The 25962-nt window shown below is 52.6% G+C and carries 20 protein-coding genes; 4 read left to right on the top strand and 16 right to left on the bottom strand.

What is annotated here, in order from left to right; genetic code table 11:
• Positions 1-55 precede the first annotated feature (55 nt).
• The 14 genes from LLF79_RS00965 to LLF79_RS00900 all read right to left on the bottom strand — a co-directional run bounded on the left by LLF79_RS00965 (position 56) and on the right by LLF79_RS00900 (position 19454).
• Positions 56-952 (bottom strand): hypothetical protein, encoded by an 897-nt coding sequence (locus LLF79_RS00965; RefSeq protein ID WP_206804373.1) that lies wholly within the window; start codon positions 950-952, stop codon positions 56-58.
• Between the two features lie 761 nt (positions 953-1713).
• The gene (locus LLF79_RS00960) at positions 1714-2970 is read right to left on the bottom strand and encodes a hypothetical protein (protein ID WP_227879010.1); all 1257 of its coding nucleotides are present in this window, start codon (positions 2968-2970) and stop codon (positions 1714-1716) included.
• 52 nt (positions 2971-3022) lie between these two features.
• Positions 3023-3982: a putative type VI secretion system effector gene (locus tag LLF79_RS00955; RefSeq protein ID WP_063622201.1), complete on the bottom strand. Its 960-nt coding sequence runs from the start codon at positions 3980-3982 to the stop codon at positions 3023-3025.
• Positions 3979-6741, bottom strand: a complete 2763-nt coding sequence (locus LLF79_RS00950) for a T6SS effector BTH_I2691 family protein (RefSeq protein ID WP_206804377.1) — start codon at positions 6739-6741, stop codon at positions 3979-3981. The genes LLF79_RS00955 and LLF79_RS00950 overlap by 4 nt, the downstream gene beginning before the upstream one ends.
• A 46-nt stretch (positions 6742-6787) precedes the next feature.
• Positions 6788-7054, bottom strand: coding sequence for a PAAR domain-containing protein (locus LLF79_RS00945; RefSeq protein ID WP_227879009.1), 267 nt, complete (start codon positions 7052-7054; stop codon positions 6788-6790).
• 17 nt (positions 7055-7071) lie between these two features.
• The gene (locus tag LLF79_RS00940; protein WP_206804381.1) at positions 7072-9444 is read right to left on the bottom strand and encodes a type VI secretion system Vgr family protein; all 2373 of its coding nucleotides are present in this window, start codon (positions 9442-9444) and stop codon (positions 7072-7074) included.
• The gene (tssH, locus tag LLF79_RS00935; RefSeq protein ID WP_227879008.1) at positions 9441-12095 is read right to left on the bottom strand and encodes a type VI secretion system ATPase TssH; all 2655 of its coding nucleotides are present in this window, start codon (positions 12093-12095) and stop codon (positions 9441-9443) included. Before tssH ends, LLF79_RS00940 begins: the two co-directional genes overlap by 4 nt.
• 158 nt (positions 12096-12253) lie before the next feature.
• Positions 12254-12745 carry a type VI secretion system effector Hcp gene (gene hcp, locus LLF79_RS00930; protein ID WP_023325816.1) on the bottom strand — a complete coding sequence of 164 codons (492 nt, stop codon included), beginning with the start codon at positions 12743-12745 and terminating at the stop codon, positions 12254-12256.
• A gap of 5 nt (positions 12746-12750) precedes the next feature.
• Positions 12751-14457, bottom strand: coding sequence for an OmpA family protein (locus LLF79_RS00925; protein ID WP_045334231.1), 1707 nt, complete (start codon positions 14455-14457; stop codon positions 12751-12753).
• The gene (gene tssL, locus LLF79_RS00920) at positions 14454-15143 is read right to left on the bottom strand and encodes a type VI secretion system protein TssL, short form (protein ID WP_126289193.1); all 690 of its coding nucleotides are present in this window, start codon (positions 15141-15143) and stop codon (positions 14454-14456) included. The genes LLF79_RS00925 and tssL overlap by 4 nt, the downstream gene beginning before the upstream one ends.
• Entirely contained in the window at positions 15140-16480 is a 1341-nt protein-coding gene (tssK, locus tag LLF79_RS00915; RefSeq protein WP_046091494.1) for a type VI secretion system baseplate subunit TssK, read from the bottom strand. The genes tssL and tssK overlap by 4 nt, the downstream gene beginning before the upstream one ends.
• Before the next feature lie 17 nt (positions 16481-16497).
• Positions 16498-18042, bottom strand: a complete 1545-nt coding sequence (gene tssC / locus LLF79_RS00910; protein ID WP_227879007.1) for a type VI secretion system contractile sheath large subunit — start codon at positions 18040-18042, stop codon at positions 16498-16500.
• Between the two features lie 32 nt (positions 18043-18074).
• Positions 18075-18572, bottom strand: coding sequence for a type VI secretion system contractile sheath small subunit (gene tssB, locus LLF79_RS00905; protein ID WP_008501580.1), 498 nt, complete (start codon positions 18570-18572; stop codon positions 18075-18077).
• A 639-nt stretch (positions 18573-19211) separates the two neighbouring features.
• Positions 19212-19454 (bottom strand): hypothetical protein, encoded by a 243-nt coding sequence (locus LLF79_RS00900; protein WP_227879275.1) that lies wholly within the window; start codon positions 19452-19454, stop codon positions 19212-19214.
• On the opposite strand from LLF79_RS00900, the gene lpxP reads away from it, so the two are divergent.
• Positions 19362-20282: a kdo(2)-lipid IV(A) palmitoleoyltransferase gene (lpxP, locus tag LLF79_RS00895; protein WP_119312287.1), complete on the top strand. Its 921-nt coding sequence runs from the start codon at positions 19362-19364 to the stop codon at positions 20280-20282. The two genes, LLF79_RS00900 and lpxP, sit on opposite strands and share 93 nt — an antisense overlap.
• A gap of 357 nt (positions 20283-20639) precedes the next feature.
• Positions 20640-20711, top strand: coding sequence for a membrane protein YpdK (gene ypdK, locus LLF79_RS26960; RefSeq protein WP_099458937.1), 72 nt, complete (start codon positions 20640-20642; stop codon positions 20709-20711).
• A 52-nt stretch (positions 20712-20763) separates the two neighbouring features.
• On the opposite strand, the gene alaC is transcribed toward ypdK, so the two are convergent.
• On the bottom strand, positions 20764-22002 hold the full coding sequence (gene alaC / locus LLF79_RS00885; protein ID WP_008501582.1) for an alanine transaminase: 1239 nt from the start codon (positions 22000-22002) through the stop codon (positions 20764-20766).
• A gap of 386 nt (positions 22003-22388) precedes the next feature.
• Between alaC and LLF79_RS00880 the strand changes: the two genes are divergently transcribed.
• Both LLF79_RS00880 and LLF79_RS00875 read left to right on the top strand, forming a co-directional pair.
• A complete protein-coding gene (locus LLF79_RS00880; protein WP_023294231.1) occupies positions 22389-24095 on the top strand; it encodes a sensor histidine kinase in 1707 nt (568 codons plus the stop codon).
• 3 nt (positions 24096-24098) lie between these two features.
• Entirely contained in the window at positions 24099-24830 is a 732-nt protein-coding gene (locus LLF79_RS00875; protein ID WP_023294232.1) for a LytTR family DNA-binding domain-containing protein, read from the top strand.
• Positions 24831-24865: 35 nt separating this feature from the next.
• Here the strand turns inward: LLF79_RS00875 and glk are convergent, their stop codons facing one another.
• On the bottom strand, positions 24866-25831 hold the full coding sequence (gene glk / locus LLF79_RS00870; protein WP_032652899.1) for a glucokinase: 966 nt from the start codon (positions 25829-25831) through the stop codon (positions 24866-24868).
• Between the last annotated feature and the right edge of the window lie 131 nt (positions 25832-25962).

Raw genomic sequence — 25962 nt, 5'->3', positions numbered from 1 at the left:
TGCACCCCACTAATGTTAATGGCTCATTTCGAACATTTTATTTTTCCTTGATATATTAGATCATCAATTTTACTTTAATGTCTTTATATGCCTCATATTCTTTTCCACGTCTGTTAAGCATATATTTAAAAAACACCCCATCATGATAAAACAATCTCTCTGCGTTCAACACATCAAGCCCAAATTCAATAACATCGCTTTCGGATGGGGAGAACGATGAATAATAATAGAACAGTGCAGTACGCAATAATTTCGCCGCCTCACATTCACTAAGTTTATGGACAGCGGTCGTATTTCGATATATACGCAAGATCTTATTGATAACTAATATAAGATTAATTTCCGACACATTTATATCTGTTAACCCAAGTGAGTGGTTTAATTTTTTTCTGCATTCACCATTGCCATTCATTGTATGAACCACTCCGTCTCCATTAATGTATGACCACGTATTGATATTGCTTAATAGCTGTTCCTTTTGCCATTTATCGAGGGCAGGTATCAATAGACCAAATACCGAAGGGTCGAAATAACGAATTAATATATTACCGAATGTTTGAGTTGACTGTACGGCGGTCAAAGCTATTTGTTCAGCAAGTTGCTCCCCTGCTAAATTCGTCGAGATCCACGCACAAACACTGCGCCCCTCCCCGGCCTCAAGTTTCTCTTTTTTTAACTCACTCAATGAATGTCGAATACTATTATAAAATAATCGGTCATCTTTTTCGCTTAACTTACCAAGAGGAAAGAGGTAAAGTGGTAAAGCGCCTTGAATCTCTTTGTGCTGGAATATTATAGAGTATGATTTATAATCTCTTAGGGTATCGGACAAAAAAGATTCTGTTTGATACTCTTTTAATGATGCATCTATTAGTAGAAAACAATTTCCATTTTTTCCAAAAGCAGCACTTGTGATTTTTTCTTTTATGTCGTTAAAAGAGTCACCGTCCATAACCCACCTTTACAGACCAACATTTAAAATATACACAAAAATTATTAACATCCATCGAATTCATAAACATCACAGCTATTCAAATAATGATTTGATATTCAATACCTCGCCTGTAAAACTAACACTCACTTAAGTGAATAAACTTAGCGCCAGGGCAGGGGAATTTTTCCGTTATTCGGACCGCGCTACTTTCTCAGCCCCATGCGATGCCATTCCTGTTCTTCTTTTTATTTAAATTCAACCTTTAATACCAAATTAATTTTTCAAAGATACTCTCTAATTTTTTATAACGAAAAGCCTCCAGTTGCCCTGATGTTTTTTTCCAAAGGACCATAAGACGGCGATACCGTCGGAGGGGGTTACTCCTGCGTCCACGGCCTGCCGTTCATCACTTCGATTTCCTGTTTTGTTCGCAGGTCTGCTAATTTTTCCGGTTCAACAAACCGGGAACATATCTGATGCTGCTCTTCTGAATTCATGAAATATCCTTTATCACTGCTTCCAGGGCTTTATTCTGGTCTGCCACACTGCGGTTAAAGGGCGCTGCACCAAACACGCATTTCTCACACCATATCTGAAGCTCATCGTCTGAAATCCAGATCACTGCTGTCTTCAACAAAGTTATTACATCATGGCTTCCCGGATCAGTAAAATCGCCAGAACTCTGACTCCAAATATATTTCCATCATTTAATTTTCAGAGTTTAATCCCGAACCAGAAAAATGCTATTACTGACGGCAGTAGCCTGCCTTGCTGTCGATTTAATAGTAAAACCACCACTCCCCTGAATAAATAAACTTAGAACTGGGGCAAGCTATTTTACTTACATCATCCGAGCTGAGCCCTCCTTTATTTTTCAGATGTTGCTCACGCTTTTTTGTTATTTTATTCAAATTGACCACTGCAACATTCTTCACCCCCAGCAACTGAAATATTTCCTCAGCCAACTTGCAACAATTATTTGCATGTGCCTTATATGCAAAATAAGCAATCAACCCAGAGAGAACTAATGATATAGCGAATAGCACACACAAGGAATATTGATATACCTCCCAATAATCAGAAATCCCCCTATAATTTAAAACATCATGAAGCATAAACATAAACATAAACATAAACATGCAAATAAATATTATTATCGCGTTTACCAGTTTATCGGCTATATATTTACCACCTAATCCGATTATTTTTGATGCTTTCTCTTTACTTTTAACTTCTAAAACAGAACTTATAGCCTCCAGCAGAAGACCGACTGATTTTGTGACAACCAGGACATCAACCGTTGCTTTAATAATCAGTAAAGAGAAAAGTACAAAACGATTGTTATGCCACTCTTCGTAAGTGCTTGCACCATCAGCAAACACCGAAAACATCGAAGCTGCCCCTCCCGCTGCCGCCCCAACTCCCTTGACCCATGACACCGTAAGCTTACCGGCCTCCAGCCCTTTTTCTATTGCCGGTAAAATAACCGTCGTCCCCTGGCTCACCATCGCCAGACCGCTGGCCAGCAGGCTCGCCAGCGGCTTCTTCTCATCCCTGACCTGTCCGCACAGGTAGATAAAATCGAGCGCATTCAGCACCAGCAACAGGCTGTTTATCCCTGCCAGCCGGTATTCACCCCTGCCCTTTTCTGTTGCAAAGTACTCTTCGAGCCTGCTGCTCATCCTCTGTCTATTCGCGGTGACTTCATTCCGGTTTGCCATAAAGCGTTCGCTGTGGCGGATACCTTCCAGCACCGCCTGGCGTAACGCCGGGGCATCCCGGAGGTACTCATTCACTAACGTGTGGACGGTCTCTGACGGTATCCCCGCGCTTATCATAAATATCAGCCTGAACGCCGTGGTTGCCAGCTTCTCGCCTGCCTTATCCACCCGCAGAATACGGCTTACCCTGTCTCCCACCGTGATGATAAACGCATCCGTACTGAAGAGCTGCACTTCCAGTTTGCTGGCATTTTCCCGCAGCCCCTTCACCACCGTGGACAGCGATTTCTGGTAGTGCCCCTCCAGATTTTTCAATTTGTGCAGGTGTTACCGGGAACGGCAAACTTAAATACTGTAATCCATTTAATTAATAGTAAAACCACCACTCCCCTGAATAAATAAATTTAGAACTGGGGCAGGCAGCTCTATTTTTATCACTTGGATCGTGCCACTCTCTATTACTTATTAGTTCTTTCTCGTGCTTCTTTGTTATTTTATTGAGATTGACTGTTGCGATGCGTTTCATCCCCAGCAACTGAAATATTTCTTCAGCCACTTTGCAACAGGTGGAGGAACAGGCTTTATAAGCAGCGATTGCAATCGCTCCAGTAAATATAAAAGCCAGCCCTAACACCATCATGAGAAAAACAAAATATTCCTTCCAAAAATCCAACTGTTCCCAACCCACCTCATTCAAAGACTTAACAAGGCAAACACATGCAAATATAAACATGAGTATAGCTGTTAAAATAAACATATTTTTTATCCGCCAAAGCATGTGCGCAATATGTCCCATATCACATTTCGGACATACAGACACTATCCGCTCTTCCGGTAACGCAATGGCATAAACCTCGTAATGGTCATGCTGCCATTCAACAATCATGTTCACGTTATCACCAGCCTGAAGCCGTGTGACGCCCACCCAGCCGCGGAAGGGCTTGCCATTAATCATTCCCTGCACATATTCCGCCGAATCATTCGAAGATTCGCTTTCAGCCATCATTACAGCACCGACACCAGGACTCCCTGCAACTATCGCTCCAGCGGCAGCAGCTCCGCGCTGGTCATCTGATATCTCCGGCAATATGCTGGTCCGGTAGGCATTTGCATTAAAATACTCCCGATAACATTCGCTGCGGAAAGACTGCAGCCGCCCGCTGATTTTTTCCAGAGGACCATAAGGCGGCAATACCGGCGGAGGGGGAAGCTCCCGTGTCCACGGCCTGCCGTTCATCACCTCAATCTCCCGCTTTGTACGCAGGTCTGCTAATTTCTCTGGCTCAACAAACCGCGAACATATCTGCTGTTTTTCAACTGAATTCATGAGATATCCTTTATTGCTGCTTCCAGGGCTTTATTCTGGTCTGCCACACTGCGGTTGAAAGATGCTGTGCCAAATACGCATTTCTTACACCATATCTGAAGCTCGTCGTCAGAAATCCAGGTCACCACCACCTGTAACAACGTTACCGCCACCATGGCTTCCCAGGTCATCAGTACTGCAAGTATTCGGATCCCTAAAAACTCCCAGGCCAAAAAACCTGTAATTTTTCCGGCTACTTTTTTAGCCATCGGTCTACTAAACTGTTCCAGCAGAAGACCAACTGATTTTGTGACAGCCAGTCCATCTACAAAAGTTTTCAACACCATCACACCCATCAGGCAAAAACGTTTATTCTTAAATTCATCTACTGCTGAAGCACCATCAGTAAACACCGAAATCGCCGAAGCCCCCCCAGCCGCTGCCGCCCCAACTCCCTTGACCCATGACACCGTAAGCTTACCGGCCTCCAGCCCTTTTTCTATTGCCGGTAAAATAACCGTCGTCCCCTGGCTCACCATCGCCAGACCGCTGGCCAGCAGGCTCGCCAGCGGCTTCTTCTCATCCCTGACCTGTCCGCACAGGTAGATAAAATCGAGCGCATTCAGCACCAGCAACAGGCTGTTTATCCCTGCCAGCCGGTATTCGCCCCTGCCCTTTTCTGTTGCAAAGTGCTCTTCCAGCCTGCTGCTCAGCGTCTGTTTAATCACGGTGACTTCATTCCGGTTTGCCATAAAGCGCCCGCTGCTGCGGATACCTGCCAGCACCGTCTGGCGTAACGCCGGGGCATCCCGGAGGTACTCATTCACTAACGTGTGGACGGTCTCTGACGGTATCCCCGCTCTTATCATAAATATCAGCCTGAACGCCGTGGTCGCCAGCTTCTCGCCTGCCTTATCCACCCGCAGAATACGGCTTACCCTGTCTCCCACCGTGATGATAAACGCATCCGTACTGAAGAGCTGTACTTCCAGTTTGCTGGCATTTTCCCGCAGCCCCTTCACCACCGTGGACAGCGATTTCTGGTAGTACCCCTCCAGTTTTTTCATGTTGCCGACCTGCTGCATCAGGGTGGCCGTCATGGCGGTCGCCGTCAGCGGAGTCACGTCTTCGTCTTTCTTCGTTTTCACCGCTGCCAGATACGGCTCCAGCTCGCTGATTAACAGCGGGTTATTGGCCGCCACGTGCCGCCACAGCAGGTTCTCACGGTTTTTAGCGCTGTACGTCTTCCACCAGCCGTCTATCTTTGCGGCACCTGCCGGACAGCTGTTAATCCCGTGCATCGCCATCCCCACCGCTGACTGGTAGAACAGCCCTGCCCGCTGCGCCTCACAGTGGAAATCATCCAGCACTGCCAGCAGCAGCGGCGCACTGAGCCAGTTCACCACGCTGACGATACGCTTCTGGAAGATAGCGTTAACCGTGTCAATCAGGCTCATGTAGCAGGTATCAAAATTCTCCTGTCGGGCTGTGTTGAGCTTTTTCTGATAGGGTGCCCAGCTTCTGGCACGGGCATCAGTGAAGTTCTGTGGACGTTCCGCCAGCTCCTTATCCACCTGCGCTTTAATGGCTGCGACCTTCTGCTGGTGAAGCGCCAGCGGCTCCGGCGGATCCAGCAAAACATTTTCCGGGTAAGAGACTGTCACATTTTGTGCATGCCACGCCCTGACCAGCCTGTCGTCAGCTCTTATTTGCGCCAGTACGTCTGGCTTGCCCTGAAAACGTTGCTCCAGCGTTTTCAGACGGGCATCCAGATATTTATCCGACAACATCGCGTTTTTGGGCTGAGCAAATCGCTCCAACACCTCCTCACCACGCGCCTGCGCTTTGTCAGCCAGCATCGTTTTTAATGCATCAAGACTGGTTTTTGTGGCGAACTCAAGCTCCCGCTCCTGCAGAAACTGCGCCTGACGCCCGAGCACATCCTGGCTCCACCCGTTTAGCTCATGAACAATTCCCACCGGATCCCATAGTGGAAGCAGCAGCGGCGTCATCCCCTCACTTCGGTTTTGCATGGCCGTAACCGTCGCGGCGGCCCTGCCGCTGCGTTTTTTTGCCCAGGGATACAGGCTGGACTGCATTTTCACCGCATCATTATTGACCCGCCAGGGATCATCCACCGTCGGATCCCAGAGCGACGATACCCGGCTGACATTTACAATTTTCGCATCATCCGGACCGGGCAGCAGACCCGAAACAGAAGGCACCTGATAGTCCAGCACCTGATTCAGGCTTGCTTCGGAGACATCAGTTCCTGTTCTGGTGCGCTGGGCCCCCGACGCTGAGGGTACCACTTTCTGCATTCTCTCACTGCGGGCATTGGCATCTGAGCGATACCGTTCAAGCGTCTCCTGTTCCCACGGATACTGGCTGAACGCAAACCACACATTGCCGCACTTATCCGGTGATTCAATGCTCATAAACTCAACGTTTTGCGCAATATGCTCCCCTGTTTCACACAGCGCCTTATCCACCGGAGCTGGATTAGACGCCACCTGCTGCAGCCACAGTGAGCCGTCCGGCGCAACGCTGTAGCACTGCCAGTAATGGGTGCCCTGTTTTCCTTTTTCATAGAAAACGTACAGGTAACCCTGACGAAGCGCACGGAGGCTGTACTTTTCGTGATTGCCAAGGGCTATACCGGTAATGCACGGATCGTTCGCCCATCCCGGTAAAGCGGTAATAATTTTTTCCGGCACAACGGCATAGCGTACGGGCAGTACCGTCAGGCCTTTCACTGTGCATAATCCCTGACATGCCATATTCACGTCCTTTTCTAATTAAGCCTGCAGATAAATAATTTCTCATTCAGCTGGTGAAAAAATTAGAGCCTGCTATCACCTTATGGCCGGAACACTGGCAAAGCACACGGTCCTGATCCTGTACCAGAAGCATGCCATTACTGATGATACCGGCGGCAGTGGCCTGGATGGGGAATGTCCCCTTACAGATAGTACAGATGGCTCTATCATTATTTTGCGCCACCTGTTTACCCTCACTGAAGTAATTTGCAGTTGCGGTAATGATTTTTCCGTTGCTTGTCCTGTCGCCCAACACTGCTAATTTTCTGGTCATCTTTTTCTCCTCAAATATTAGCTAAGCATCACCACAGCCCCTTGCTGCTGGGCTGCAGAAATAACTCCGGGTTTGCAGCCGGAAGGTAGCCCAAGCGCTGAATTTAGTGACGCCGCAGGCTGCTGTTGAACCGCAATGCATTTCAACGTGACGTTTTTTCCAGTACCAACTTCTATCCCCGTATCACTTAATCGTATAAATGATCCACCACAAACCAAATAGATCTCTTTCTTAGCGGATATGACGACACTGTTATCTGAACTGGCGATGGATAGCTTTTCTTTAGAAAATAAATTCAGCTCGTCCGATTGCGCCTGAATATCGACTTTGCCCTCCGAGGCATACATTTTTATTCCCAGTTTGTGCGCAAATAAGCTCAGAATATCACCTACCGCCAGAGTTAACTTTTTGGCAATGCTAATATCTGCATTTTTACCAGCAGTAACTATTAGATTTTCCCCCGCCGAGACTTGTACGCTCGCTGGGGTGACCTGCGCGATTCCTGAAGGGGCAGACAGAAGTAACGCTTGCTGCTTAAGGTCACTAAGCGTTTGATTCATCAGAAGTGTTTGTTTCTCAAGATCAGCTAATTCCGCCTGGGCTGCCTGAGCGGCGTGACGTAATCCAGAAGTCACTTCTCTGGCAGTGTCAAGTTCTTTAAGCGCAGCCTGCATTTCGCGCTGTAGTCCCTGCGCCTTGGCCTGCCCGTCAGCGCTGATAAATATCCCTTTCTGCGCCCGTATCACGCCCCAGCTGTCCGTCCTGAGCTCAAACCCCTCGCCGCGCTGCTGTTTCTCACTGTCGACCAGGTGGCCGAGGTTCAGCTGGCTCTTGCCGCCGTACTCCGTGCTGACCTTGATGTGCTCTTTTCCGCGCTCGTCATCGAGGCGGATTTTGTTGTTCGCCGGGGTACGCAGGACGTTGCGTTTGTAGTTGCGGATGGTGACGTGGTCGCCGTGCGCCGAGTCGTGCAGCACGCCGGCAATGTACGGCCGGTCGGGGTTACCGTCCTCAAAGCCAATCGCCACTTCGGTGCCCGCCAGCAGCGGCAGGTGCAGGCCGTAGGTGTCGCCGGCGTACGGGCGCGACTGGCGTACCCACAGGCTCTCGAAGCCGGTTTCCCAGTTATCACGGTCAAACAGCATGTTGACGCGGTAACGACCGTCTTTATCGATATGCCCGTAGGTGTCATTTTCGGTGGTGCTGGTGACGCGGGCCGGTAGGGTGCCAGCCATCACCGGGCGTGAGCCAGGTTCCGGGCGGAAACCAAAATCGGTGCTGTCCGGAATGCCGTCAAAATCAACCGCAAAGTCCTTATCACGGCGGGCATACGTATGCATCGCCGTGATGACCACGCCCTGCGCAAACACGTCGGCCACTTCATACCCGCCGGTGACTTTCAGTACCTGACCCGGCGAGAGGGTCGGACAGCTGGTGATGCCCTGCGCCCGGGTCTGACCATTCAGGTAGCGTTCGTGACGAAGGCGGGCATAAAACGCCCCGGACTCCGGGGCCGGGTTGCGGTCATAGGTACTGCCCGGCGTCAGGTAGTTATCCGCCCAGTGATAGGCATCACCGTACGTGGTGACATCCCCGCGGGTCGCATCCACCAGGGTGTTCATGTCCTGCGTGGCCTGACGGTAGTTGTAGTCCCGGGTGCTGACCTGCTTCTGCACCACGTTGTGATGGCATTCCATTCCCCAGACTGAATCCATGCCTTTTGAATGCTGGCCCGATGGCGGTACCGACGGCAGCGTCAGCCCTTTTTCATACCCCTGCTGGCTGTCGTAAAACTCCACCACGTCAATGTTGAGGCGCGTGTCGGTGGTGAAGCGAAACCAGATGCCGACCTCACCCAGCAGGCGGGTGATAAAGTGCAGGTCGTCCTCACCGTACTGCATCACCTGTTCACGGCGCGGGTATTCTTTTGACAGCGAGAACAGAAAATCCTGACCGCGCATACCGTGGCGCTCGCGCAGGATTTTTTCCACGATTTGCGGAACCGACATGTCCTGGTAAATGGCGTTCTGGTGCGAGCGGTCGAGCAGCGCCAGACGTGGCCGGAGCGTCAGGGCGTAGCGGGTTTCATCTTTTGACGTGCTGAGGCGTTCAAAACCGGTCACCACGCCCTGAAGGGTGCGCACGGCCTGCTGCACTTTAATGCCGTAACCCTGTTCTACCGGGGCCTGCAGCGTCAGCGAACCGGGCTTCATCAGCATCGCCTCTCTGGCGATAGCGTGGTCACTGCTGGTGAATTCAATACGATAGCGGAACGGCGTGCTCAGGGCTTCATCGCCTTCAAACGCCAGCACATCGAGTTCTGCTTCACATCCCTTCACCGCCAGCAGGTGGTGGTTATGGCTGTATCTTAATGGAGGATTATTACTCATGCGTCCACTCCCTGTTTCACATCAAATTCCAGCCCGATCCCCTCTTCCTCACTCCAGCTAAAGCGTAATGACTGTGGTTTCAGTTTCGCGGCCATGTGGGTCAGCAGTTGCTGACTCAGCACCGGCAGAATCTGCTGGTTGAGCAGGCTGTCGACGTTGCGCGCGCCGGTGTCCGGCAGCAGGCAGGCGGCGGTCAGCGCGTCATACAGGCTCTCATCAATATGCGTGCTCAGGCCGTAGTGTCGATGCAGGCGCTTGCTGACCTGTGAGAGTTTCATTTCCACGATGGTACGCATGGCTGCTTCCGAGAGGGGGCGGTAAATCACGGTCTGGAAGCGGGCCAGCAGCGCCGGCTGGAAGTGATCGCGCAGTATCGGACGCAGCAGCTCGTGAAGATCGCCTTCGCTGGCCTCCGGCTGTTCGTCAAGCAGCTGCATCAGGTGGTCGCTGCCAAGATTCGAGGTCATCAGAATGACGGTGTTGCGGAAGTCGATTTCACGTCCTTCGCCGTCGCGCATAAAGCCGCGGTCAAAGACCTGATAGAACAGGTTCATCACGTCGCGGTGGGCTTTTTCGACTTCATCGAGCAAAACCACACTATACGGGCGCTTGCGCACCGCTTCGGTGAGAATGCCGCCCTGGCCATAACCGACGTAGCCCGGAGGGGAACCCTTCAACTGGGAAACCGTATGCGGCTCCTGGTATTCGGAGAGGTTAATCGTAATGAGTGACTTTTCACCGCCGTACATGACATCGGCCAGCGCAAGCGCGGTTTCGGTTTTTCCCACCCCGCTCGGTCCCACCAGCAGAAACACGCCCTGCGGACCATTCTCGGAGGTGAGACCCGTTTTTGCCGCACGCAGACGCTGGGCGATGGCCTCGAGCGCCACATCCTGCCCGACGACACGTTTACCCATTTCATTTTCGAGGGTCAGCAGTTCGGTCTGCTCATCTTTCATCAGCGATGACAGCGGAACGCCTGTCCAGTCAGCAATCACGTTGGCAACGGTGCGTACATCCACATCCAGGGAGAGCAGCGGATTGCTGTGCTGCATGCCGTTCAGTTCCTGCTGCAGCGCGTGCGTCTCGCTTTGACGGGAGAGGTCCTGGCGGCTTTCCAGCAGTTGTTCGGTGAGTTTCAGTTCCTGCCCGTACTGCGTTTCAAGCTCGTCGAGAGCAACGATAAGAGCGTTCTCTTCCTGCTCAATGACGGTCAGGCGTTCGCCATGGCTCTGATTGCCGACAGCAATATCTTCCAGCAGCGCCTGCTTCTCCATTTCCAGAGAGGTAATCTGCGAGCGAATGCAGGTCAGCTGTTCCGGCACCGTGTCGAGGCTCATGCGGACGCGCGCTGCGGCGGTGTCGAGCAGGTCAACCGCCTTGTCCGGCAGCTGGCGGCCCGTCAGATAGCGGCGGGAAAGCGTAACAGCAGCGCGCACCGCATCGTCGGTAATGTGCACGTGATGGTGCTCGGCGTAGCGGGATTTCAAACCACGGAGCATCAGGCAGGCGGTGTCATCGTCAGGCTCATCGACTTTTACCATCTGGAAACGACGCTCCAGGGCCGCGTCGCGTTCGAAGTACTGCTTGTACTCGCTCCAGGTAGTGGCCGCAATGGTACGCAGTTCACCACGCGCCAGCGCCGGTTTCAGCAGGTTCGCTGCATCGGCGCCCCCCGCCTGGTTGCCCGCGCCGATGATGGTATGCGCTTCATCAATAAATAGCAGGACCGGGGACGGGGAGTGCTGCACCGCATCGATGACGTTTTTCAGCCGCTGTTCGAACTCGCCTTTCACGCCTGCACCGGCCTGCAGCAGGCCCAGGTCAAGGGTACGCAGAGTGACCGTTTTCAGTGATTCAGGCACATTACCCTCGGCAATACGCAATGCCAGGCCTTCAACCAGTGCGGTTTTCCCCACGCCCGGCTCGCCGACCAGGATCGGGTTGTTTTTGCGGCGACGGGAGAGGATATCCACCATCTGACGGATTTCTGTGTCACGGCCAAACACCGGATCGATCTTCCCTTCCTTCGCTTTGGCGGTGACATCGAGGGTGAATTTATCCAGCGTGTTCTGCAGCGCAGGGCTCAGTTCCCCCTCTTTCATTTCCACACCAGCCGGACGCCCGACAAACTCCACCTCACCACCGTGGTTCTGTGCCAGCTCGGCTTCTCGCTGCATTTCCGGACGTTCATCCGATTGCGCATCCAGCAACGGTCGCAGGCGCTCCAGCTGGCTCTGAGCAAGCGTTAACAACGGCCAAAGGCCGTAACAACATGCCAGTTTTGGTTTTTCCACCAGAGCCATCAGCAGATGGATGCTGCGAATGTGCTCTTCGCCATTGAGTGAGGCAAGTAGCCAGGCTTGCTGCATCAGAGTCTGGATGTCATCAGAGAGCTGGGGCCGATGGCGCACGGAGCGAGGTTGTCTGTCGAGCCAGCCAAGCAAATCCTGCCAGATGCTATCCATATCCCATTCATAGCGACGCGCCAGCACCGTCAGGTCACCCTCCCCCTGCTCCAGCAGCTTCAGCAGCCAGTGCTCCGGCAGAATTTCGGCATGGGCACGGGTCTGACAGAGCGAAGCTGCGCCTTCCATCGCTCGGGCACAGTAAGGGTTCAGACGACGTAACAGGATGGCTGGATTTTCCATGAAATTCTCTCTTTGTCGGTTCCTGGACACGCTACCGCCCCTCGCTGTTCACCAAAGCGCATAAGGTCAGGCAGGCAGATTGTTTTTTCTTTGCTGAGTGCCCGCATCTCAGGCACTCAGCAAAAAACTGCGGACAGGAAAACCTGCCCGCATCAGGATTACGCCGTGGCGCGTTCGTTCCAGGAATCGGAATGAATGATGTTGCCGTCTTTGTAGGTCCAGGTGATTTTTTCGTAACGCAGTTCAACGCGTTCAAGGTGGTTGTGCTTCTCTTTAGAAGGATCCTTGATGTCATACATTTCAGGATTCACCTTCACTACCTTCACGTTTTCCAGTTTGGTGTTGAAGTACTCCACTTCCTGGCCCGCGTCGTTGATTTTGTACCACTTAAACTCAGCGGATTTCAGGGTCTGACCGGTGGTCACCGCCTTGTACAGGTACGGGCTGGAGGAATCGATTTCCTTCGTGAACAGGAACGGCGTGTGGATGCGGGTGCCAGTCAGCTTGCCGGTGTTGTTGTCGGTCGGGATGTACAGGTTATGCTCCTGTGCAACCACTTCGATGCTGCCTTCACGATCCTGAACGTCAACAGACCCTTTGATGTCCGCGCCGCCGTCGTCCTTCAGCCAAAGATAAACAGGAATTGCCATGTTAATTACTCCGTTTTATTTTCTGAGACGCCATCATCCTGCGATGGCGCCGGGTGTTTGCCGGGTATCTGACAGGCATTCGCCTGCGGTACCAGACTGATTTCGACACGGCGGTTGAGCGCACGCCCTTCCAGGGTGTCGTTGGTTGCGACAGGACGGCTTTCGCCATAGCCCTGCACCGCAAAACAGCTTTCGGGCACGTCGCCCGTGTCCCGCATCCAGTTGCGTACCGCTTCGGCGCGTTTCAGAGACAGCGTCTGGTTAAGTTGCGGATTGCCGGTGTTATCGGTATGCCCAGACACGACAATCAGCCAGCCCGGTTTCGCTTTGATGCCAACCAGTGAATTCACCAGCATCCTGGTGGAACCCGCTTTCAGCACGGACTTGCCGGAATCGAACAGCGACATGCTGTCGAGCCTCACTATTTTCGGTACTGGTTTTGGGGTTGGCTGCGGTTTAGGAGGCGGCGGCATATACGAGCGGATCGCTTCCAGTAGGGGTATCCGTAGACGTTCCCCCTGATAAAGCCCGAGGCCCAGCCGGATCGGTACACCGTTACGTGCATAGTCATCCAGCAGCGCCGCATTCTCACGAAGGGCCGCAACGGCGCTAGCCTTCGGGCCGTAGTCATCCATGGAGAGACTGTCGTAACGGGCTATATCGAAGCTCACGCGATGCAGCAACTGGCGATTGTTCCAGCCACTGCTCAGCAGCGCGGCGATGGCCGCCAGGGTGAAAAGACCAAGGGCACAGCGCCAGGTGCGGGCGCGGGGAGTAAGTCCACTTCCTTCCGGTAGCAGCGGCAGGATGAAATCCGGGAAGGGTGATATCACCGTGCTGTCCGTCCCTACCGGTTGCCAGCCGGCTACCTGCTGCATGGCAGTATGACGCGATAACCATGCCGTCCAGGCAGAGGACGCAAGGCTTCCGGCAAGAATCGGTCCCATTCCCCACAGCAGCGCTGCAGGTGCAATGACCGGAACATCAGGATTCTCATCGATGAATACCGCCTGGACATGCTGATGGAACCAGCTCATCAGGCTGTTCATCAGCACCTGCTGCTGCATTACAGGCGCACCGCCAGTGGTGACCCACGCGGCGATCGAACAAGGCGCATTCGACTCACGCCAGACAGTCCACCCTTCACCCGGAATAGCGGCCTGCCAGAGCATGTCATCCGTCATCGCGCTGCCAATCTGACCATTCAGAATGAGTGGCACAGACTGTCCCGTTTCTTTACGCAACTGGCTGATTTGCCAGCGCAGAGCCAGCAGGCGACTGGTGAGGGCTTCGCTGTCGACATGTTTCTGCGGGCAGACACTGACCATCACCGACAGCTGACGCCCCCAGTCCGGGCGCTGCCACAGAATCTGACGGGCAACCTGCTCCAGATCCTGATGGTCCTCAACGCGGATCCAGCATCCCTGCGTGACGATCAGTACTGGTGACTGCTGCGGCCAGGTCAAAGGCATATCGCCACAAACCAGCACCACAGGTTGACGGTAAGTAGTTTCAGGAAGGTCATCCAGACGCAGGTTGACGTCATGCTCCGCACGAGGTCTGGCGATATACCAGAACGCGACGATAACCCCGATCATCGCCAGCAGAACGAGCACTGAAGCCAGCCGGGTTAACGGCAGAAAAGCCAGACAGACCACAGCACTCAGCAGGGCAGCCCACAGCGCAAGCCCGCGCTGTTGTACAGGACTCATTTTACGACTCCCGGCAACAGGGTCAGCAGCATCTGATCGAGCCAGCGATCCAGTCCCCACCAGAGTGCGGCAAGAACAATCACGCTCAGGCCGATACGCGCGGGCCATGACGCTAGCCAGCCTCCCGCTCCCCGTCCGCTGCGGCTCTCTGCCAGAACGGGATGGGTCTGCGGGTAGCTGAACGGTGTAACACGCTCATTGAGGGCGCTGACCAGCTTCTGGCGTTCCGGATCGTTTAGCGCACGAAAGTTTCCCAGGAATCCGAGCATCATTACCCGCTGGAAGCAGGTCAGTACGGCATTATCTGGAGCAGGTTCACGCAGCACATCGCGCATCCTGTCACATAAAGTGTCACCCGCATCCATTGTGCCGAGGAAGTGTCCCTGCAGAGGAATGTCATACCACTGCACACAGGCATCATCCTCTACACCGCGCCCTTTGACCGCCTCATCAAGCAATGCACATTGTGCAGTGAGGATATGCTTACAGCTGGCTTCATCGAGTTCACTCGCTTTTAGTTCACGCTGAACGCGTTCCACATCAGCGATACAGCGTTCCCACAAGACCCGACCTTCGCCTTCCTGAAACTGCGGGCCATAGCGAAGGCTGATGACCTGAAGCCAGGTATCCTGCAGCAGTGCGTCAATATCAACAGACACGACAGCGCCGTGTTTACGTTCACTCATGTTCTCAATACCGCAAAGAGTTCAAGTTCAGGCTCGCCGAGCATGCCCGGGACGTAAAACATACATGTCCCACTCTGGAGCATTTCAGTCGCCAGAGGATGGGAGAGATCGAGACTGAAATACTGATTTTCCAGACGCAGTGGAATGGCGGCTGGCACATGGCGCAGCGGCGTCAGCGGCACGCCCACGCGGGAAGAGTTGACGATCCCGCGCACATGGTCAGGGCTGCCCACCTTACACTGGCGCGGAAACTGCTCCTGCAGTTGCGCCACCGGAATCGGTGAGCGCACAGAAAGATAGTAATCAGCCCCTTCGCGCAGACGCGGGTCATGCAGGCGAGCCTGCCAGAAGTGCAGCCGTGGGTCATAGTCGAGTGCCAGGGCCACCACGCGTGACGGCAGGCTGGCTTCAAGCAGATCGCCAAGCAAATCAAACAGCGGTGGAAATACCGCATTGAGTTGCTCGTGATGCCAGGCCGGTATGGCGCTCACCTGATGTTCCAGGGAAAAGGTCAGCAGGCTCCCCGCAAGGCGAGAAAGTTCCGGATACAGACGTTCCGGTGGGCTTTGAAGATTACGCTGGAACTGACCCAGCACGGGCTCGGCACTGTTCAGCGCGTTGAGCAGCCAGAATAGTGATACATCTGCCACGGCGAAATCAGCCATGCGCTCATTGCTTTCACGCCGCATTGCCATCAGACGGCACAGTCGCGCCCGCAGTTGTGTCAGTAGTTGTTCCAGTTGGGTAACCAGCCAACGGCTGCCCTGGAGGGTCAACAGCGGAGGAAGAAATGTTTCATCCAATAGCCATGTCCCCTGCGAGTCTTGCTGCAGGCGGGTGACCGGACAAGTCAGATAATCGCTGTTGTTCTGATGGGCAAAACGCAGCGTCAGTTCAGGCTGCATCACGGCAATCTGACGAGTATCTTCCCCGAAGGTATTGCGTACATCCCGCCAGCGCTGACGATATCGCACCGGACGCTCGGCCACCTCATCGGGTTTCAGGCAGTTGCCGCCGTTCGCCCGCAGTAGCGGGAGCGCCAGCACCACCGTCACCTCCTGCGATTCGCTTTCAAGCGACAGTACCGGTGGCAGCGAATCAGCATTGTCTGTATCAATCAGCGTACCGTCCTGAAAACGGACATGCAGATGATGGGCCTGAAGACGTCCAAGCCTGAGCGCTTCCGGCTCGAAGGTAGCATTTATTACCCCCCACGGGCAGGAGAGGCCCAGCCGGGCAATACACTCGGCAGACCAGGCCGCATACGCGACCTGTTGCTGAAAATGCTGGGGAGCGACCATAATGCCCCTACCCCATAACGGTTGTTCCGTTTTCATCGGCTTCCTGCCTGTTATTACGATTTCGCTTTCGGCATCTGGGAAACCAGCGACAGGTTGACGTCCATCCCTTCCACCTGGAAGTGCGGAATCGCATACAATTTCACGCGGAAGAAGCCCGGGTTATCTTCAATATCTTCCACCACCACTTTTGCATCACGCAGTGGATGAGACGCCTGTAGCTCGTCACCCGGATCGGTCATTTCGGTCACCAGAGTGCGGACCCAGGTGTTCAGCTCCAGTTCCAGCAGTCGGCGATCCTTAGTGGTACCGATGTTCTCGCGCTGAATCAGCTTCAGGTAGTGGGCGATACGCGACAGCAGGAAGATGTACGGCAGACGCGCGTTGATGCGGCTGTTGGCGGTCGCATCAGCGGTGTCATACAGCGCCGGTTTTTGGGTGGAGTTCGCCGAGAAGAAGCAGGCGTAATCGCGGTTTTTGTAATAGGACAACGGAATAAAGCCCAGATTCGCGAATTCGAATTCACGCGTTTCAGGGATCATCACTTCACTCGGGATTTTTACCTGATTGCCGGTACCCAGGTCATACAGATGGATAGGCAGATCCTGAACCGCACCACCGGCCTGCGGGCCACGGATTTGTACACACCAGCCATTATTGATGAAGCTACGCACCATGCTGGACGCGAAGGCAAACGACGCATTCGTCCACAGGTATTTGTCGTGATCCGGACCTTTGACTTCTTCGACATAGTTGAAGCTGCGAACCGGAACGGTATCCGGGCCATACGGCAGGCGTCCCAGTACGCGGGGCATCACCAGACCAATGTAGCGAGCGTCGTCCGTATCGCGGAATGATTTCCACTTGATGTACTCGGCGCGATCAAAATAGTTGCCAATATCTTTAATCGCAGCGACGTCTTCCATTGACTCCTTGAGGAAGAATTTCGGGCCTGCTGAGCCGATAAACGGCATATGTGCAGCTGCGGATACTTTTGAGATGTTGCGCAGCAGAGCGACATCCTGCGCTGAAGCATCGAACTCATAAGCGGAAATCAGCGCCGCAATCGGCTCGCCGCCTGGGGTATCATATTCATCAATATAGGCGTGTTTATACAGGCCACTCTGGATGATTTCCGGGCTGTCTTCAAAGTCCTGACGCAGCTCTTCTTTAGACATGCTCAGAAGCTCAATTTTCACGTTCTGGCGAAAATCCGTTTTATCAACCAGCGACTTCACGCCGCGCCACAGGCTCTCAACTGCCTGAAACTCTTCATGGTGCATAACGGCGTCAAGCTGGCGGCTTATCTGGTAATCGAGCTCAGCGATGTGGTGATCGATCAGGCTTTTATCCAGTTTTTCGACTTTCGAGCCTGCCTTAGTCAGGCATTCCAGAAAGACCTGCATACCTGCGGTCAGACGCTCGTCAGCGGTCGCATCGGACATCGCCTGTGCATCTTGCCAGATGTCCAGCGCACTCAGCTCGGAGACAGGATTCAGATTGATTTTCTCAAACAGTGAGGCGTATACACCACCCACAGCAGGACGTTCCAGCACCACGCTTTCCCCGCCAGCAATATTATTTTGTACAGACATGAGCATTCCTTGATTAATCCGTTAAAACAGCATGATGGTTAAGGTTGTTTCGAAGCCAGTGCGGACAGTTCATTTCGCAACTCAGCACTAAGCGACTGGTCAACAACGATTTTTTCCAGCTCTTTTCGGAAAGTCTGGTTATCCAACAGGTTAGCTTTGAGATCGCGAAGCAAGTTGCGCATCGCCAGCATCGCCTTCAGCTGCGGAATTTGGGCAGCCACCTGCTCTGGCGTGAAATCTTTCATGCTCTGGAAAGTCAGCTGAATGTTGTCTTCACCACCATCGTCAGACAGTGTATTTTTTACGGCCAGGTTAACTTTTGGGGAATATTCGGAAAGAACGCTATCAAAATTATTTTTGGTGATGTTAATCTTTTCACGCTCAGATATTGTCGCAGATTCCTGCCCGTTGCTGAAATCACCCGTAACAAGCAATTTCAAGGGTAATTCCATTTTCTTGCTTGCTCCGCCAGTATGCAGGTCAAGCTTCAGGTTAATACGTGCCTTAGGCACCTCGTTCTGAAAACTGTCAGCCATCTAATCATCCCTCTTTGTTTTGCTATGCCAACTTCACGGTATCGTTCTTGATGCGCAATAATAGAATAATGATCGGAACAAAATCAAATACACAGATCATTTATCCGATACAAGAATTTTCTTAAGAATTTTCCACTAATACATTATCGCAAATTGCTCAATCAACTCAGAAAAAGAAACTACTCTTTTCTCACAAATCGAATATTTGTATCGCCGAAGGGATTGCAGTCAGAGAGATATTAATAAAAACATCTTATTTTGATTTACATCACGACACTATGTCAAAAAACAAGAAAGAACTGCAATATTTTATTGCAGTACGATTAAAAGAAGAGAAAAGTAGGTGATAAAAGACGACTATTCCATTGAGGATGTGAATAATAAATAAGATTTTTCATAAAGAAAATTCTTATTTATTAGGTAAGGAAGAAATAAACGAGAAATAATTAATTTGCCGTAACTCAACAATGCCATTCTTTTTCGTTACGTCTTCCATCCGATCGCCAGGGCTTCTGCTCTCCGCTCAGTCAGGAAAAACGCTTTCAATGCGACTTTCTATAAAATCTGTAAAATCAAGCACCTCCTTAACTGCCGCTTTTTTAATCAAAAACGAGTAATAGCACATATCGTATAACGGTGCTACATTACGCCGCCCGCCCAAATCAGCAGTGGCCAGGCAACGCCGTAAAGTTCGGTAAAGCCTGCAACCATCACCTTGAAGAACGGTCTTATCGGCACGTCGTATCGCAAACTCTGCGCTACCTTTACAGGCTTCACATAGGTTTTACTATTTTGTCTCAATCCAAATTTCAACGCGCGTTTATACACCCGCGTTACTGGTTTACATGGTTTGGTCTTGGCGTTCTCTGGTTGCTGGTTCAACTTCCGTACCCTGTCCTGCGTTTGCTGGGGTCGAAACTGGGCAGTGCTTCCCGCTTCTTCCTGAAACGCCGCGAATCCATCGCGCGTAAAAATATTGAGCTTTGCTTTCCGCATTACAATGCCGAAGAGCGCGAGAAACTCATCGCTGAAAACTTCAAGTCTATCGGCATGGCGCTGCTTGAAACCGGCATGGCCTGGTTCTGGCCGGATGAGCGCGTCCGCAAGTGGTTTGACGTGGAAGGGCTGGATAACCTTAAACGCGCACAGATGCAAAAACGCGGCGTGATGGTCGTCGGCGTTCACTTTATGTCGCTGGAACTGGGTGGCCGCGTGATGGGCCTGTGCCAGCCAATGATGGCGACCTATCGACCACACAACAGTCCGCTGATGGAGTGGGTACAAACGCGTGGCCGCATGCGTTCGAATAAGGCGATGATCAGCCGTAATAACCTGCGCGGTATGGTCGGGGCTCTGAAGAAAGGTGAAGCCGTCTGGTTTGCCCCCGATCAGGATTATGGACGTAAAGGCAGCAGCTTTGCGCCTTTCTTTGCGGTTAAAGATGTTGCGACGACCAACGGCACCTTTGTCATTTCTCGTTTGTCGGGCGCTTCCATGCTGACCGTGACGATGGTGAGAAAAGCAGATAAATCAGGCTATCGTCTGCACATCTCTCCTGAGATGGCTAACTATCCTGAAAACGAGTGCGAAGCCGCGGCGTTTATCAATAAAGTCATCGAAACTGAAATCATGCGTGCGCCAGAGCAGTATCTGTGGATGCATCGTCGTTTCAAAACCCGCCCTATTGGCGAAGCCTCGCTCTATATTTAAGCTCTTCAGAAAGGTTAGTTTCGCTAAGAAACTAACCTTTTCAATCACCTGTCATCCGTTAAGAAACCGTTTTTCATTGCGTCGCCCAAAGTGAATTTATTGCGATGCGAAATCAAACTGTCGCCGTTCCACGACACTCGTAAGTGACGGAAATTATTTAAAAAAATCCCTCTTGTCACCCCTCATTTTTAGGCGTACATTAGCGCCGTCTGGCAACAGGAAAGCACAGAATTCTGAGCTGGAGTGAGCGGTGAAACGGGAAAATTCTCATTTCCGCTTTGACCGGATTTCAGTTCTCTATAATCAGGTGGACTCTGTTTTTAAATGCGTACCACAAGATACGCGGAGCGATGAAACGTGAAATATTTCTTTATGGGCATTTCGGTGATTGTTTTAGTCTGGGCCGGAACCTTTGCCCTGATGATCTAGTGAAGAACATGCAGTCAAAAAAACAGGAGCCATTGGCTCCTGTTTTTTTATGTCATGATGACGCGGGATTTTCAGCCACGCTCTTCGAGGAGAGAAGCCCGTCGGCCCGGAACATACTCTTGATGCCCCTCACCGCCTGACGAATGCGGTCGCTATTTTCAATCAGGGCAAACCGCACATGGGTGTCGCCATAATCACCAAAGCCAATGCCCGGTGATACGCACACCTTCGCATCCTGCAGCAGCTTTTTGGCAAACTCCAGCGATCCCATCGCCGCGTATGGTTCCGGAATTTTCGCCCAGACGTACATGGACGCCTTCGGCATTTCCACCATCCAGCCCGCTTCATGCAAGCCTTTTACCAGCACGTCGCGACGGCGCTTATACTGAGCGGCAATCTCGTGGACGCACTGCTGGTCGCCCTCAAGAGCAGCGATAGCCGCAACCTGCAGCGGCGTGAAGGTGCCGTAGTCGTGGTAACTCTTAATACGCGCCAGTGCGCTCACCAGCGTTTTGTTACCCACCATAAAGCCAATACGCCAGCCCGCCATGTTGTAGCTTTTCGACAGGGTGAAGAACTCTACCGCCACGTCACGCGCGCCCGGGACCTGCATAATAGATGGCGCTTTCCAGCCATCATACACGATGTCGGCATAGGCTAAATCGTGAACCACCAGCACGTCATAACGCTTCGCCAGCGCGACCACTTTCTCGAAGAAATCGAGCTCCACGCACTGGGCCGTTGGGTTCGACGGGAAACCGAGGATCATCATCTTCGGTTTCGGATAGCTTTCGCGAATCGCACGTTCCAGTTCGTTAAAGAAATCGACCCCTTCCACCAGCGGAACCGAACGGACCTGCGCCCCGGCAATCACCGCACCGTAGATGTGGATTGGGTAGCTGGGATTCGGTACCAGCACCGTATCGCCATGATCCAGCGTAGCCAGCATCAGGTGTGCCAGCCCCTCTTTCGAGCCGATGGTGACAATCGCTTCACTTTCCGGATCGATATCAACCTGATAGCGATCCTGATACCAGCGCGAGATCGCGCGACGTAATCTGGGAATACCGCGCGAGGTCGAGTAGCCGTGCGTATCCGGACGCTGGGCAACCGTGCAGAGTTTTTCAACGATATGCGGTGGCGTTGGGCCGTCAGGGTTACCCATGCTGAAATCAATAATATCTTCGCCGCGCCGACGCGCAGCCATCTTCAGTTCAGCGGTGATATTGAAAACATAAGGGGGAAGACGATCGATACGCGTAAAACGGCGTTCAGGACTGAATTCAGCCATAGATTCCTCAGATTAACGTTAGCGCCCGGACCGTCCGAGCGACGCTGCCACCGATGTGGCGTGCTTAGAAAATAACCTGAAAAAAATCACGCTGTCGAGAGGGAAGTGAAAAAAAAGCGATCGCCTGAAAACCGGAACCAGGCTGTGCCGAAAAGCGGAAGCCCCTGTTTCAGGGTTGGCTTTCTGATAGCTGTTATTTAACAGGATGATATCAAAACAGTTACCTGACGATACGCAGGCTATAAAAAATCAGGACGTGTCCGTTACTGACAGACAATCCCCTTTAGAAATTATGGTTTTTCCTCATTTGATAAACCTGACGGATAGCTGGTCAACACGCGTCAGGTTTTTTATCATGGTTCTTTCCCGTTTTCCCAGGTCTACTCGTGCACGAAATATTCACTATGCTGCTGGCGGTTTTTGACCGTGCGGCATTAATGCTGATTTGCCTGTTTTTCCTCATTCGCATTCGCCTGTTTCGCGAGCTATTGCACAAATCCGCACACTCGCCAAAAGAGCTGCTGGCCGTTACCGCCATCTTTTCGCTGTTCGCCCTGTTCAGCACCTGGTCTGGCGTGCCGGTAGAGGGGTCGCTGGTTAACGTGCGCATTATCGCCGTGATGTCCGGCGGAATTTTGTTTGGCCCGTGGGTGGGTGTCATTACCGGCGTGATTGCCGGAACCCATCGCTACCTGATTGATATCGGCGGCGTCACGGCGGTGCCCTGCTTTATTACCAGCATTATCGCCGGGGTGCTCTCCGGCTGGATCAGCCGCAAAATCCCGAAAAAACAGCGCTGGCGCGCCGGGATCGTGGCGGGCATGGTGTGCGAAACGCTGACCATGATCCTAGTCGTCGTCTGGGCCCCGACCACCGAACTTGGGCTGGATATCGTTTCGAAAATCGGTATTCCGATGATCCTGGGCAGCGTGTGCATCGGCTTTATCGTGCTGCTGGTGCAAAGCGTTGAAGGGGAAAAAGAGGCCAGCGCCGCCCGTCAGGCCAAGCTGGCGCTGGATATCGCCAACAAAACGCTGCCGCTCTTCCGCCACGTTAACGCGGAGTCGTTGCGTCAGGTCTGCGAAATCATTCGCCATGACATCCACGCTGACGCTGTCGCCATCACCAATATTGACCACGTGCTGGCCTACGTTGGCGTCGGGGAGCACAACTATCGCGATAATGATGACACCATCAGCCCAACCACCCGACAGGCGATTAACTACGGTAAAATCATTATTAAAAACAATGATGAAGCCCACCGAACGCCGGAAATCCACTCCATGCTGGTGATTCCGCTGTGGGAGAAAGGCGTCGTGACGGGCACGCTGAAAATTTATTACTGCCACGCGCATCAGATCACCTCCACGCTGCAGGAGATGGCCATCGGCCTGTCACAGATTATCTCCACCCAGCTGGAAGTATCCCGGGCGGAACAACTGCGTGAGATGGCAAATAAGGCAGAGCTGCGCGCGCTGCAGAGCAAAATCAATCCCCATTTCCTGTTTAACGCGCTGAACGCGATCTCCTCGTCCATACGTCTTAATCCGGACACCGCGCGACAGCTGATTTTTAACCTGTCGCGCTATCTGCGCTACAACATCGAGCTAAAAGATGACGAGCAGATCGACATCAAAAAAGAGCTGTATCAGATCAAAGACTACATCGCGATTGAGCAGGCGCGCTTTGGTGACAAGCTCACGGTCATTTACGATATTGATGAAGAGGTCAACTGCGTGATCCCAAGCCTGCTTATCCAGCCGCTGGTCGAAAACGCGATTGTTCACGGCATTCAGCCGTGTAAAGGCAAAGGCGTCGTCACCATCAGCGTCACCGAAAGCGGCAACCGCGTACGTATTGCCGTGCGCGATACCGGCCACGGCATTGATCCAAAAGTCATTGAGCGGGTGGAGTCTAACGAGATGCCTGGAAATAAAATCGGCCTGCTGAACGTGCACCACCGGGTCAAGCTGCTTTACGGCGACGGGCTGCATATTCAGCGTCTTGAACCGGGCACCGAAATTGCGTTTTACGTCCCGAACGAGCGCTCTCCCGCTCATTCGGCAACATCACTGTTGCCCCAGGTGGAGTAACCCATGAAAGTCATCATCGTAGAAGATGAAATTCTGGCTCAACAGGAGCTAACCTGGCTTATCAACACCCACAGCCAGATGGAAATTGTGGGTACCTTTGATGACGGTCTGGACGTGCTGAAGTTTCTGCAGCATAACCGGGTCGACGCCATCTTCCTGGATATCAACATTCCGTCGCTGGATGGCGTATTGCTGGCGCAAAACATCAATCAGTTTGCCCATAAGCCGTTTATTGTGTTCGTGACCGCATGGAAAGAGCACGCCGTAGAAGCCTTTGAGCTGGAGGCGTTTGACTATATCCTTAAGCCTTACCAGGAGTCGCGGATTGTCAGCATGCTGCAAAAGCTGGAGGCCGCATGGCAGCAGCAGACCGCCCCTGCAAGCGCCAGCCCAACGGTACGAGAAAACGACACCATTAATTTGGTCAAAGATGAGCGCATCATCGTGACGCCGGTCAATGATATCTACTATGCCGAAGCCCATGAAAAAATGACGTTTGTCTATACGCGGCGGGAATCTTACGTGATGGCGATGAACATCACCGAGTTTTGCAGCAAGCTGCCTGCGTCGCACTTTTTCCGCTGCCACCGCTCGTTCTGCGTGAATTTAAACAAGATCCGCGAGATCGAACCGTGGTTTAACAACACCTATATTTTGCGTCTGAAGGATCTGGATTTTCAGGTGCCGGTGAGCCGCAGCAAGGTGAAAGAGTTCCGCCAGCTCATGCACCTGTAACAAAAAAGCCCTCTCCTGCGGGAGAGGGCTATGCGTCAGAGGATTTGACCGAGAACCTGACGCAGGTGGGCACCCGACCCCAGCAGGCCTGGGTTATCATGCACGATCAGATAAACCGGAATGTCCTGCACGTAGCTTCTGAAGCGCCCTTTATCCTCAAACCCGCCGCGGAAGCCGGAGGCTTTAAAGAACTCCAGGAAGCGCGGCACAATACCACCTGCAATATAAACGCCTCCGAAGGTACCCAGCGTCAGCGCCAGATTGCCGCCGAAGCGCCCCATGATCACGCAGAACAGCGACAGGGCACGACGGCAGTCAATGCAGCTGTCCGCCAGCGCGCGTTCGGTGACGTCTTTCGGCTGCAGATTTTCCGGCAGACGACCGTCCGATTTCACAATCGCCCGGTACAGGTTCACCAGCCCCGGTCCTGACAGCACGCGCTCGGCGGAGACGTGGCCGATCTCCGCGCGTAATTCTTCGAGGATAATGCCCTCTTCTTCGCTGTTTGGCGCAAAGTCCACGTGACCACCTTCACCCGGCAGGCTCACCCAGCGCTGAGCGACATGCACCAGATGTGAAACGCCCAGCCCGGTACCGGCCCCGTAAACCGCAATCGGCTTACCTTCGACCGGTTCAGCGCCGCCAAACTGGATCAGATGCTCAGGCTTCAGCATCGGGATCGCCATGGACACCGCGGTAAAGTCATTGATGATTTCAAGATGCGTAAAGCCGAGGTTTTTTTTCATCTCGGCGATGGAGAATGCCCAGGTATGGTTGGTCATGGCGACCCAGTCGCCGGTTATCGGACAGGCAATGGCGATGCAGCCATCTTCGACGCTTATCTGATGCTCCTCCAGATAGACGCGGACAACGGCCTCAAGGCTTGGATAATCGAGACCGGAATAGGTTTTCGCCCGGGAAATTTCACCGCTATTTACATCGCATAATGCAAGGCGCGCATTCGTGCCGCCCACATCGCCTACCAAAGCATACTTTGTCATTCTTCTACTGCTCCGCTAAAGTCAGAATAAATCTTTGGGACACTGTAAATTCAAGGCGTGATAACAACAACGACCCGAAGGTGAATGCCCATGGATTATCGATCTTCGTCACAGAATAACTTTACCGTTTC

It is taken from the genome of Enterobacter cloacae complex sp. 2021EL-01169, from assembly GCF_020733125.1.
Taxonomy (GTDB): domain Bacteria; phylum Pseudomonadota; class Gammaproteobacteria; order Enterobacterales; family Enterobacteriaceae; genus Enterobacter; species Enterobacter roggenkampii.
The sequence above is the reverse complement of the archived record's forward strand: the minus strand, read 5'-3'. Positions and strand labels throughout refer to the sequence as shown.

Bases quoted from the DNA above. Each gene is read 5' to 3' on its own strand.
- LLF79_RS00875 (WP_023294232.1), top strand. From the start codon at position 24,099: ATGAAAGTCATCATCGTAGAAGATGAAATTCTGGCTCAACAGGAGCTA.
- tssB (WP_008501580.1), bottom strand. From the start codon at position 18,572: ATGGCTGACAGTTTTCAGAACGAGGTGCCTAAGGCACGTATTAACCTG.
- tssL (WP_126289193.1), bottom strand. From the start codon at position 15,143: ATGAGTGAACGTAAACACGGCGCTGTCGTGTCTGTTGATATTGACGCA.
- LLF79_RS00950 (WP_206804377.1), bottom strand. From the start codon at position 6,741: ATGGCATGTCAGGGATTATGCACAGTGAAAGGCCTGACGGTACTGCCC.
- LLF79_RS00940 (WP_206804381.1), bottom strand. From the start codon at position 9,444: ATGAGTAATAATCCTCCATTAAGATACAGCCATAACCACCACCTGCTG.
- LLF79_RS00945 (WP_227879009.1), bottom strand. From the start codon at position 7,054: ATGACCAGAAAATTAGCAGTGTTGGGCGACAGGACAAGCAACGGAAAA.
- tssK (WP_046091494.1), bottom strand. From the start codon at position 16,480: ATGAAAACGGAACAACCGTTATGGGGTAGGGGCATTATGGTCGCTCCC.
- alaC (WP_008501582.1), bottom strand. From the start codon at position 22,002: ATGGCTGAATTCAGTCCTGAACGCCGTTTTACGCGTATCGATCGTCTT.
- LLF79_RS00955 (WP_063622201.1), bottom strand. From the start codon at position 3,982: ATGAATTCAGTTGAAAAACAGCAGATATGTTCGCGGTTTGTTGAGCCA.
- tssC (WP_227879007.1), bottom strand. From the start codon at position 18,042: ATGCTCATGTCTGTACAAAATAATATTGCTGGCGGGGAAAGCGTGGTG.
- hcp (WP_023325816.1), bottom strand. From the start codon at position 12,745: ATGGCAATTCCTGTTTATCTTTGGCTGAAGGACGACGGCGGCGCGGAC.
- LLF79_RS00925 (WP_045334231.1), bottom strand. From the start codon at position 14,457: ATGAGTCCTGTACAACAGCGCGGGCTTGCGCTGTGGGCTGCCCTGCTG.
- tssH (WP_227879008.1), bottom strand. From the start codon at position 12,095: ATGGAAAATCCAGCCATCCTGTTACGTCGTCTGAACCCTTACTGTGCC.
- LLF79_RS00965 (WP_206804373.1), bottom strand. From the start codon at position 952: ATGGACGGTGACTCTTTTAACGACATAAAAGAAAAAATCACAAGTGCT.
- glk (WP_032652899.1), bottom strand. From the start codon at position 25,831: ATGACAAAGTATGCTTTGGTAGGCGATGTGGGCGGCACGAATGCGCGC.